This window comes from Actinospineispora eucalypti (assembly GCF_039543365.1).
GTDB classification, from domain to species: Bacteria; Actinomycetota; Actinomycetes; order Mycobacteriales; family Pseudonocardiaceae; genus Pseudonocardia; species Pseudonocardia eucalypti.
Genome location: NZ_BAABJP010000014.1, coordinates 37,510 through 46,674 on the forward strand (window position 1 = coordinate 37,510; position 9,165 = coordinate 46,674).

At 64.6% G+C, this 9,165-nt stretch carries 10 protein-coding genes and 2 pseudogenes; 7 read left to right on the forward strand and 5 right to left on the reverse strand.

Features of this window, described 5'->3' with window-relative positions; genetic code table 11:
• The first annotated feature begins 37 nt into the window (after positions 1–37).
• From ABEB12_RS16005 to ABEB12_RS16035, 7 genes and pseudogenes are all read left to right on the forward strand, one after another.
• Positions 38–196, forward strand: a complete 159-nt coding sequence (locus tag ABEB12_RS16005) for a hypothetical protein (protein ID WP_185065992.1) — start codon at positions 38–40, stop codon at positions 194–196.
• A 1,176-nt stretch (positions 197–1,372) separates the two neighbouring features.
• Entirely contained in the window at positions 1,373–1,900 is a 528-nt protein-coding gene (locus ABEB12_RS16010) for a TetR family transcriptional regulator C-terminal domain-containing protein (protein ID WP_221498813.1), read from the forward strand.
• Between the two features lie 77 nt (positions 1,901–1,977).
• A complete protein-coding gene (locus tag ABEB12_RS16015; protein ID WP_345702864.1) occupies positions 1,978–2,508 on the forward strand; it encodes an SDR family NAD(P)-dependent oxidoreductase in 531 nt (176 codons plus the stop codon).
• A 102-nt stretch (positions 2,509–2,610) separates the two neighbouring features.
• Positions 2,611–2,880: pseudogene (locus tag ABEB12_RS16020) on the forward strand (transposase); the annotation flags it as partial.
• A 32-nt stretch (positions 2,881–2,912) separates the two neighbouring features.
• Positions 2,913–3,053: an SDR family oxidoreductase gene (locus ABEB12_RS16025; RefSeq protein WP_345702865.1), complete on the forward strand. Its 141-nt coding sequence runs from the start codon at positions 2,913–2,915 to the stop codon at positions 3,051–3,053.
• Between the two features lie 41 nt (positions 3,054–3,094).
• The gene (locus ABEB12_RS16030; RefSeq protein ID WP_221498812.1) at positions 3,095–3,469 is read left to right on the forward strand and encodes a hypothetical protein; all 375 of its coding nucleotides are present in this window, start codon (positions 3,095–3,097) and stop codon (positions 3,467–3,469) included.
• Positions 3,426–4,020, forward strand: a pseudogene (locus ABEB12_RS16035) (integrase core domain-containing protein); the annotation flags it as partial. The gene ABEB12_RS16030 and the pseudogene ABEB12_RS16035, both read left to right, overlap by 44 nt.
• A gap of 665 nt (positions 4,021–4,685) precedes the next feature.
• On the opposite strand, the gene ABEB12_RS16040 reads toward ABEB12_RS16035, so the two are convergent.
• The 5 genes from ABEB12_RS16040 to ABEB12_RS16060 form a co-directional block, all read right to left on the reverse strand.
• The gene (locus tag ABEB12_RS16040) at positions 4,686–5,417 is read right to left on the reverse strand and encodes a winged helix-turn-helix domain-containing protein (protein ID WP_185065990.1); all 732 of its coding nucleotides are present in this window, start codon (positions 5,415–5,417) and stop codon (positions 4,686–4,688) included.
• A 609-nt stretch (positions 5,418–6,026) separates the two neighbouring features.
• Positions 6,027–7,403 carry a cytochrome P450 gene (locus ABEB12_RS16045; protein WP_185065989.1) on the reverse strand — a complete coding sequence of 459 codons (1,377 nt, stop codon included), beginning with the start codon at positions 7,401–7,403 and terminating at the stop codon, positions 6,027–6,029.
• Positions 7,400–8,473 (reverse strand): terpene synthase family protein, encoded by a 1,074-nt coding sequence (locus ABEB12_RS16050; protein ID WP_185065988.1) that lies wholly within the window; start codon positions 8,471–8,473, stop codon positions 7,400–7,402. The genes ABEB12_RS16045 and ABEB12_RS16050 overlap by 4 nt, the downstream gene beginning before the upstream one ends.
• Positions 8,470–8,814: a hypothetical protein gene (locus tag ABEB12_RS16055; protein ID WP_185065987.1), complete on the reverse strand. Its 345-nt coding sequence runs from the start codon at positions 8,812–8,814 to the stop codon at positions 8,470–8,472. Before ABEB12_RS16055 ends, ABEB12_RS16050 begins: the two co-directional genes overlap by 4 nt.
• A 142-nt stretch (positions 8,815–8,956) precedes the next feature.
• Positions 8,957–9,165 (reverse strand): elongation factor 1-alpha C-terminal domain-related protein (locus ABEB12_RS16060; protein WP_425572252.1); only part of this gene is annotated, 209 nt, incomplete at its 5' end.

Below are 9,165 nucleotides of genomic sequence, written 5' to 3' on the forward strand. Positions count from 1 at the left end.
ATTCGACACCGTCGAATCAGAAGCAACCTGAGCGGAAATGAATGTCGCCGCCATCCACAACATCGCCGCGCCGAGCAACATCTTCCCGAACGACAGCGACCCCGCCGCCGACAGCCACCCGCGCCGCAGCATCGACACCACGGCGCACGTACGCCGCGTGTCTGCTGTGGTGGTAGCCATCGAACTTCTCTCCTAGGGGGGCCAAGACGTCTGAACTCCTAGCAACGGCTAAGACCTCACGACGAAATCCTGTGTGGTAATGCTGGATTGATCGGAACCAACCACGGTGCCATCACGTGGAGGAACATCCTCGCGGGCTCGGAAGCATATTCCGGAAGCATTGCGAGTCGATCCGCCCTCACCCACACTAGCGGGCCGAAGGCGCTAAACCCCAATCGACGCTAACCACGGTCACATCACGTGGAAACGAATCCCTGGCACCCTCAAGCGCCAAGTCGATCAGCCGTGCAGCGGCGACTCTACACAGCACGCAAGAAAATGTCCACGCCACTGAAAAAATTCCTGAACCGCTCAAATAAAATACCTCCAAAGCTCATATAGAATTGTTTGCGAATTATTGCAACTCAAAAGTAGAATGGATGTAGTCTCGCTAGAATTCAACAACTGAGGAGATTGACCTCTCGCCGCTTGTCGATGTGCTGATGCTTCCCCGTCAATTGAAGCCGCTTATAAATCGCGCGACCTGTTCCACCAACCCGACCGAAATTCTCCCACCAAGAACACTCCGGGACTGTCCGAATTGAACAGCGAGCCCTTTTTCGCACGACGTATCCCTTCGCGGGGTATAGGCGGATCAGCAAATTCTTTCCCCCTTGAACTTTGGACTACCTCTTTGGTCGGCAGTCCAGCCTGATGCGCAGATCAACGCGCGGACAGCCCAGGACTAAGTGGGACCGGGTGGCCAGATGTGGGCTAGCGGCCAGTGGGGTTGACCGCTCTCGATGGCCACCCGTGTCACTACCGGGTGGCCATCGTTGGCCACACGGTGGCCACCCACTGACCGTCGTTGGCCACTCGCTGGCCAGCCGATGGCCACACAGTGACCACCCCCCTGGCCTCCGCTGGCCGCGGTGGCAAGGATGACTGACCGACGCAGGGCCCTGTCGCGGCCGGACGGATGGCCGTACCTGATGGCCGGCAAGCCGAACCCGTCCGTGTACCCACCATCAGGCCCAGCGGAGCCACCTCAACGCATCTAATTCAACCGATTAGGACGAAACTCAGCCGCCCTAGATGGTGCTGACTATGAGGCTGTTGGCGCAGATTCTTGACCCAGAGGTCTAGAACTGGGTACGGTCGACTAGTGGGTAGGCCGAGAGCGTTCGACGACAACGTTGTGTTGTCGCGGGCGATGGAGGAGTTCTGGAGTCACGGGTACGGCGGTACGTCGCCTGCTCAGTTGGCCGCGGCTACCGGAGTTGCCAAGGGCAGTCTCTATAACGCCTTCACGAGCAAGCGAGAGCTCTTCAACCGCTGCCTGGACCTCTATCACCAGCAGATCGCCGAGGTGGCTCAGCAACTCCTCGACCACCCAGGGTCCACCCGTGAATGCCTGCGCAACGCACTGAAATCGGTCGTCGACTCCGACCTGGCTCAACCACAGCGCCGCGGCTGCCTGATTGGCAACACGGCGGTCGAACTGGCCGGCGAGGATGCCGAGGTCGCCCAGAAGTTGCGGCGCATGCAGGAAGAGTCGACCGGCTGGTTCGCAGCTCGGATACAAGGTGGTCAGCGCGACGGGGACGTCTCGCGTGATCGCGATCCTCGGGCGCTCGCCGAGCATCTGGCTAACACGCTCGCCGGGCTGCGCGTGATGGCGATGACTCACGAAGCTCCCGCTCTCTATCGAATCATCGACACAGCCCTGAGCGTCCTTTAGGGCTGCCCTCCCAGCGGTTCCAACCGGGCATCTTCAGGCGCATGTTTTAGACCCGCCGTTCAAGAAGGGTGTGTGGAATGGACCTGGCACTCACAGGCAAGACCGCGATCGTCACCGGCGCAAGCCGCGGCATCGGGCTAGCGACCGCCCGCGCGCTCGCAGCAGGAGGCCTCCGGGTGATCGGCGCGGCACGCGCCATCACGCCCGCCCTGAAGGAAGTGGCACCCATGAGCGTCGCCGCCGACCTGTCCACACCCGATGGCGCACAGACCGTGATCGACACGGCCATCGCCGAGACCGGGGGCATCGACATCTTGGTCAACAACGTGGGCGCAGGCGACGTGGACAAGCTGAAACTGGGAGGGTTCCTTGACGCGGGCGATGACCAGTGGCACGACCTACTCGATCTCAACCTGTTCAGTGCCGTGCGGGCATCCCGCGCGGCACTCCCGAGTCTGATCGCTCGACGCGGGGCGCTCATCAACGTCTCCTCGATCAGCGCCCGAGTCCCCTCGACAGGCCCTGTGGGCTACAGCGAGGCGAAGGCCGCACTCAAGGCGTTCGGCAAGCGTCTGAGCGAGGAGTTCGACCCCAGGGCGTACGGGTGAACACGGTCTCACCCGGACCGGTCGGCACTGGCCTTTGGCGCGACCCCGGCGGCTTCGGGGTGTGGCTGATGAGGTACTTGCCGCACTCGTGGCTTGAAAGCCCAGGACTCCGGCTGCGTCACCGGGAACCTGCGCCGCCCCAAGCGCTACAACCGCAGGCTGCGTCGAGTGTTCTACATCGCCGCGCTGTCCAGCATCCGCGCCGGCGGACCCTCGCGTGCGTTTTACGACCGCAAGCGCGGCGAACGGCTCATCCATACCCAGGCCCTGCTGGCGCTGGCGCGCCGCCTGGTCGACGTGCTGTGGGCGCTGCTGCGCGACGGCCGAACCTTCACACCGACCGCGCCACAACCCACTACCGCGGCGGCTTGACACGATCATTGAGATTCCTTGCCGCGCTCCCCGTGACATTCGGCGTCACCTCGGGTCGCATCGCAGAGCCCGAGGAAGTCGCGACCCTCACCGCCTTCCTCGCGTCACCCCTCGCCGCCGGCGTTCTCGGCGCAGATCTCGTCATCGACGGCGGAACCGTCAAGACAACCTAACGACCAGCACACCCGCACGACCCCTGACGAGGAGCACCCAGATGAACACCGATGTACTCACCGCCTTCCAGAACGACTACCTGACGACCTGGACCGAGCCCGACCCCGAGCAGCGCCGGCGCAACATTGAGCGGGTGTGGGTACCCGATGGCCGCCTCGCGGTCTCGTCGCTGGGCATCACCATCGAGGGAGTTGGTGATATCAACGCCCACGTCAGCCGAGTTCACGACGACCTGATCGCCGGCAAGGGACTCACCTTCACCTACGACCAGCACATCGAGTCTGACGACTCCCTACTGCTGCGCTGGTCGATGCTCGCGCCGTCTGGCGACGTCGTCGGTCGAGGCGTCGACGTCGTGTTCCGCAGCCCCGATGGACGCGTGCAGACGGTCTACATGTTCATGGGCGTCAGCTGAGCTCGCCGTCGTGCACGCCAACGCTCCACTGTCAGCCCAAGGTCGACTCCGGCTGGTGCAGCGGTGTCAGACCCGTCCGATCGCCCACGTCGCTGCCGAGCCGGCATTCTCACGCTCCGGCGCCAGCAAGTGGGTCAACTGTTACCGCCGCAATGGCAAACTAGGCCTCCTGGACCGGTCCTCGGTCCCGAAAGCCGACGCAGCGAGGCCGTGCCGGGTTCGCAGCCCACGGCATCAGCCGCATCGAGCGGATCGTCACCGACAACGGGGCCTGCAATCGGGCGACGGCGTTCGCCCAAGCCCTGCTCGGGTCACGCCACCAGCGAATCACTTCCTACACCCCACGCCACAACGGGAAAGTAGAACGTTACAAGCGGATCCTCCCCGAGGAGTTCCCCTACGCCCGGACCTGGCTGTCCGAAGACCAGCGCCAGGCTGCCCTTGGCGTGTGGAACATCCACTACAACTACCACCGACCCCCCAGCGCCGCAGGAGGGCTGCCGCCCGCCACCCGGCCACCAGATGGCGTGACGAACGTCGTGGCCTCCTATATCCAGACAGCCCGTGCACCGTCGGCGCCGTCGCGTTCGTGTTCGACGCGTTCGTCCTCGCCGCGACGGTCATGCAGGCTGGCGCCGCCGACTGGAAACCGCGCCCACAGCCTACGTAGGCCGGCAGCGCACGCGGGATCGGCAGGCAGCTCGCACCAGACGATATGTGGCGTGATGTGTGACCAGAACCAGGTGTCTCTTGCCTTGAGCGTGGGCGCTTGGTCACGCAATGAGCGCAACCAACGTGGCCTCGTCGCGACCACTTCAGCGGGTCTCACCGCTGACTGGCCAGAGAAGAACTTCGACAACAGGCACTGCCGCACCCGTGAGGCCGGACGTTGTCAGAGTGGTTCAACCGGCGAGCGGCCCGCAGTACTGGGATTGTCGAGATCCTCGCCCGCTGACACCGCTTCTCGTTGCCCAGGTTGACCTCGCCAGCGGTGTTACGCGAGTGAGTGCGTCCCAAGCAACACGACGGACGGACCGAAGGGGCCACGATCTCGGTCTCACTATCGGCACGTGCGGCTGCCACACCGTCCTCTCGAGGACTAGCGCCGGGGAGGCTGATCACGACCGAGTCCATTCCGGCGCTCTCGACGCCGAGCCGGCACGGTACGGGTCAGGCGTTCGGGCACCGCGCTACCGGACGTAGCGGAGTCGGTCCGTCATTCGCGCGGTAACCGCAGGATGTAGCCGACACGACGCAAGGTATGGATCAGCGGGAGACCCACCCGATCTACTTTCTGCCGCAGCCTGAAGACGTAGCTCGCTACGATTCGCTCGTCTCCTGTGTGGTCATAAGGCCAGACATGATCCAGGATTTGAGCCCGAGTGAGCACCCGCTCTGTGTTGTTCATCAGATAGCGGAGCAGTCTGAACTCCGTGAGCGTGAGTTGGATCGCTTCACCGGCGCGGCTCACCTCGTAGGTGTCTTCTCGAAGCTCCAGGTCTGCAAAACGTAGTACGCCGTCACTATCTGGACCCGCGGTGTCGGCGCCGCTACGACGCAGCACAGCACGGACACCGGCGACGAGCTCGTCTGGACTGAATGGTTTAGCGATATAGCTCCCGCCGCCGACGGTCAGCCCAGGCAGTTTGCCATGAAGTTGGTCGCCCGGGGTCAAGAAGATCGCAGGGACGGTACACCTGCGTCCGTGCAAGTACCGAGCCACTGTGAAGCCGTCCTGAACCATCAGAGCGGGCGCCCATTCTTCGGTGGCAGTGCGAGCGTTGGCGCCAGAGGAAGCGATGCGCACCTGGTATCCGGCGAACCGCAGTACCGATGTCAGTAGCTCAACCATGTCCGCGTCCTCGGCTACAACGAGGACGCGGACTGCCCCGCCCGTCGAATGCCCGTTTCTCCCAACATCTGGCAGGATCACCGAATTGGTCCTCATGATGCTTACTCTCGTTACCCTTGGCCGAGTTTCACTGCACCTCTGCGACCTTCGAACGCAACGAGGCGGCGTGGTCAGCGGGCGGCCAGCCGAAGGTCAAATCTTCCACGGAAGCGAGCCTCGTTCATCCGCTTCCACCATCGCCTTCTCGTCGCGATGTGGATGCTGATAGCGGCTCACCGTCGCTCGCGGAATCAAACGCATGACCCGGCTTACGACACGACAGCCCTGACGGCAACCTGCCAATACACCACTACGGATAGTCCCCTCCGCTGTGCGGTCCTATCTCGTGAACTCTAGGTGCGGCTTTCGTGACTTACCAAACGGTTCGTAATGGCCTGCCCGGGTCCGCGCGACAACATCCCTTGCCTGCGCTGTCACAGTCAAATTCCCGGCAGTCCTGATCTTGGTCTGGTTGGACCTGGGCCTCCGCCAGCAGGTACGTGCCATAGTTCACCACTTGGACGTCGAACAGAATTCGGCCGGCCGCATTGATTCACGAATGGTGCCGTCATCCTCATCGTGAACGGTGGGTAGCTCCCGGGAGCCGAACCCATGGGTCCGGCGCGGATCTTGGAGCGATTATGACGGCGGGCGGCTGACCTCACGTCATTGTGGTGGAGCACCGCGAGGCTTCCTCGGGCCTGTCGCGCCTCGCGGTTCGAGCCGCATGGGCATGGGGCCGGTGGCGAGGGAGGTCATCGGAAGTTCTTTCACCCGTACGCCACGCGCGGGAGGGCGCAGACGCCACCGGGCCGCCACGGCGGCCACAGTCAGCACCGTCTCGATCATGCCGAACTCCTCGCCTACACATTTGCGGCTGCCCGCCCCGAAGGGCAGCCAAGCCCCCCTCGGGATGTTCTGGGCTCGCTCGGGCAGCCAACGGCCCGGATCGATCCGGGTCGGGTCGGGAAACATGCGCGGGTTCCGGTGTAGAGCGTATGGACTGACGATGACACCGCTTCCGGCCGGAACAGTCACCTCGCCCAGCATTGTTTCGGCCATCGCGGTACGGGTAAGCACCCAGATCGCCGGGTAGCGGCGCAGCACCTCGGTGACGTACCGGCAGGTGTAGTCCAGTCGGGGCAGGTCAGCAAGCTCGACGGGTCGTCCGTCGCTCAACACGGAGTCCACCTCAGTGTGCAGCGCCCGCTCTACCTCCGGATTCGCAGCCAGCGCGTGAAAGGCCCACGCGATGGTCGTAGCGGAAGTCTCGGCACCGGCCAGAAACAGCACCACGCTGTGATCGACGAGCTCCCGCTCGCTCAGCGGACGCCCCGACTCGTCTCGGTAGGCAAGCATGTCCGCCATGACACAGTCAGAGGGCATGCCGCCTGATGAACATTCCGCGATCACCTGGGAGATCGCAGCGCGCAAGCAGACGGTAGCCCGCACAAAGCGGCGGCTGGACGGCGTAGACAACCGTTTCATCACGCTGACGGGGTGTGTCATCCGCCGATAGACACCGAGGGAAAACTCAGGCAGGTGCCGCTCCACCGCCCCCATGGCGGCGTCGCTCAACCCGCTGGAGAACAGCGCTCGGGCGACAACACGTAGCGTCAACGTCCGGCACGTCCGCGCGAAGTCCACCACCCGGCCTGGCGCGAAGGTGGCGAGCATCTGGTCGATCTCCTCGGTCATCACCGAGGCATAGGCTGGCATGCGGGAATGCTGGAACGAGGGCTGCACCATGCGCCGCTGCCGGCGGTGTCGCTCGCGCGTCGAGGTTGCCAGGCTGTCTCCAAGTAAGCTGGCAAGCTCCCGGTACAGCGGGCCACCCTTCTCGAATGTCCGAGCGTCCAGTAGCACCTGGTGGGCGACCTTCGGATCGCCCACCAAGTAGGCCGGCGCGGTTCCCAACCGCAACTCCACAACCGTCCCATGCTCGGCGAGCTCCGCGAGGAACTGCAGCGGTCGGAGCCTGAGCTGGATCGCGTGGCCCAGCAACGGGACGTGTCCGGGTGCTCGCGGAGCGACGGCGCTCACACTTCCCACCACCAACCGATTGAGGGCACGCCGATCGGTGGCGCATCGGCCGAGTCCAACGGGCTTTCGGTCCATATCAGCGCGTGTGTGACACCTGTCGGCCCCTGTACGCCGTGGCCCTTGGCCAGGCTGCGGTAGCGCGCCGCGCGCTGACCCCAGATCGCGTTGCCGACGATTCCGTGGCCCAGGTCCTCCAGGTAATGCCGCAGCTCGGTGCTCGCTGGCCCCATCCGGTCACGGACCCGCAAGAACCGACAGAGCACCCGGTCCCGTAGCCGGACTGCTTCCGCGACCGCGCGATCCGCCGGAAGGCCCTGGTGGCACAGCACTGTGAAGATGTTCTGGTCTGTTTGATTGCGTTGCCTTTCCCTGGCGAAGGAATGCCGGTCGTTGTCCAAAGCCGCGACCAGGATCGCCATCTCAGTCAGCGCGAGCACCCGAGGCGAGTACATCTCCCTGGCAGGCACCTCGATGGCGTTGGCGATCTCCAACAGGGCGAAGGTCGGCTCGCCGCCCGCCGAGTGCAGACGCATGGTCAGGTAGTCATCCAAACTCGGCATCAGCCCCAGCGCACGGTTGCTGATCTGCCAGTGCACCCCCCACAACCAAGCCCGATGCGCCTGGACGAACCGCCGCACCGCGACCGGCGAAGCAAGCGCCCGGAACATCTGGCCCAGATCATTCATCGCCGCCGCGTACCTGTCCCGGAAGCACCGTTTCCCCGGAGTCTCGAGCGCCCGCTGGACGCCGGCGGCACGCGCGCAGAATTCAGCCGGCCGCACGCTGACAGGCCCCTCGTCGCATACCGCATCGTCGAACGCGAACCCCCAGTACACCCAGCAGATTGCCGCGACCAACGGCTCCAGATCTGCTCGCGGGGCGAACCGACCGTAAAAATCCGCACTGCCGGTCGCGATCATCAACGCTCGTTCATTCCCCATTGCGCAGAACCCAGCCTGGTCTACCCAAGCGATCGCGTGGCGCTCCGCTTGCTCGGCATCAGGGTGCATCGCCGCTTCGATCGGACACCAGAACGGCTGCACAACGGGCGCATCCCAATCGATCATCATCTCGGCGCCACCTCGGCACACCACCCCACGTGTCGGCCAAAGGCCAACCCGTAGGCCTCGATCGGTCTCCCGGCAGCCAAGCACACAACCTGCCGCAGGCTGAGGAACAAGACGCCGACCGTCTCGAGGTGCTGGCTCAGGCCGCCGGTGCTCACGACCACCACCGCATCGGGGAACACTCCGCCCAAGAAAGGCGTGTCCTCCCCCAGCTCCTCCGCTCGGACGTCGACCGGCCCGGATCTCGATAACGCACGCGGGGACAACAACGTCGGTTTGCCCGCCTGATCGGCGAAATCGCGCTTCCGCTGCCCGATCGGCGGCGGGACATAGCTGGTGACCACGAACTAGCCTCGCCACGAACCCGCCGGCGCCGGCCCCTGCTGGCCAGGGCGAACGGACCAGGCGCATCCTTACCGGCTCGACCACACGCAGTGACCGATGCCGCAACGAGGACCGTTGCCAGGGCGCCGAACGGACAGACCATTAGGGGCTTGCCGATCGAGCCGAGGCGCGCGGTCCCGGCGTCGCTGGCGCACATGACGCGCACTGGTGTGAGAGCGCAAGTGGGCGGCCGACCAGCCCGGCGGCCAGCGTGTTGCCGGTCGGCGGGTCGATCAGCAGGAAGGAGCCGGTGGCCCGGCTGTCCGCGTAGTCGTCGGCCGGCAGCGGGTCGGCGGTGCGGATGCTCACCC

Coding starts and splice junctions, on each gene's coding strand:
- ABEB12_RS16005 (WP_185065992.1), top strand. CDS start 38: ATGAATGTCGCCGCCATCCACAACATCGCCGCGCCGAGCAACATCTTC.
- ABEB12_RS16010 (WP_221498813.1), top strand. CDS start 1,373: ATGGAGGAGTTCTGGAGTCACGGGTACGGCGGTACGTCGCCTGCTCAG.
- ABEB12_RS16015 (WP_345702864.1), top strand. CDS start 1,978: ATGGACCTGGCACTCACAGGCAAGACCGCGATCGTCACCGGCGCAAGC.
- ABEB12_RS16030 (WP_221498812.1), top strand. CDS start 3,095: ATGAACACCGATGTACTCACCGCCTTCCAGAACGACTACCTGACGACC.
- ABEB12_RS16040 (WP_185065990.1), bottom strand. CDS start 5,417: ATGAGGACCAATTCGGTGATCCTGCCAGATGTTGGGAGAAACGGGCAT.
- ABEB12_RS16050 (WP_185065988.1), bottom strand. CDS start 8,473: ATGATGATCGATTGGGATGCGCCCGTTGTGCAGCCGTTCTGGTGTCCG.